Genomic DNA, 270 nt, shown 5'->3' with positions numbered 1-270 from the left:
AGCCTGTGTCCTCTGGAGAAACAATGGAATCTTTCTCAGATAATATTTCGGATGTCTTTGTTTTCGTTAAAGTTGTCGAACTGAAAAGTTTCTCCAAAGCGGCCCGTTTCTTCGGTTCGACCACCTCAACCGTCAGCAAACAAATGCGCAGGCTTGAGGAAACGCTCTGGGCCAAGTTGTTAAACCGCACCACGCGAAGCCTGGCGCTCACAGAAGCGGGAGAACTTGCCTATCAGCACGGTGTTCGGATTACCGAGGAAACCGGCGCAC

Annotated in this window: 1 protein-coding gene; it reads left to right on the top strand. The window is 50.7% G+C overall.

Translation table 11 applies throughout. From position 1 onward, the window contains the following. Nucleotides 1-23: 23 nt before the first annotated feature. On the top strand, nt 24-270 hold a 247-nt coding region (locus AAEY79_RS15000; protein ID WP_352289210.1), incomplete at its 3' end, for a LysR family transcriptional regulator.

This window comes from Psychrobacter sp. GW64-MNA-CIBAN-0177 (assembly GCF_040309585.1).
In the GTDB taxonomy this organism is placed as follows: Bacteria; Pseudomonadota; Gammaproteobacteria; order Pseudomonadales; family Moraxellaceae; genus Psychrobacter; species Psychrobacter okhotskensis.
Note: the sequence above shows the minus strand (reverse complement) of the source record. Positions and strands in the feature narration are given on the sequence as shown.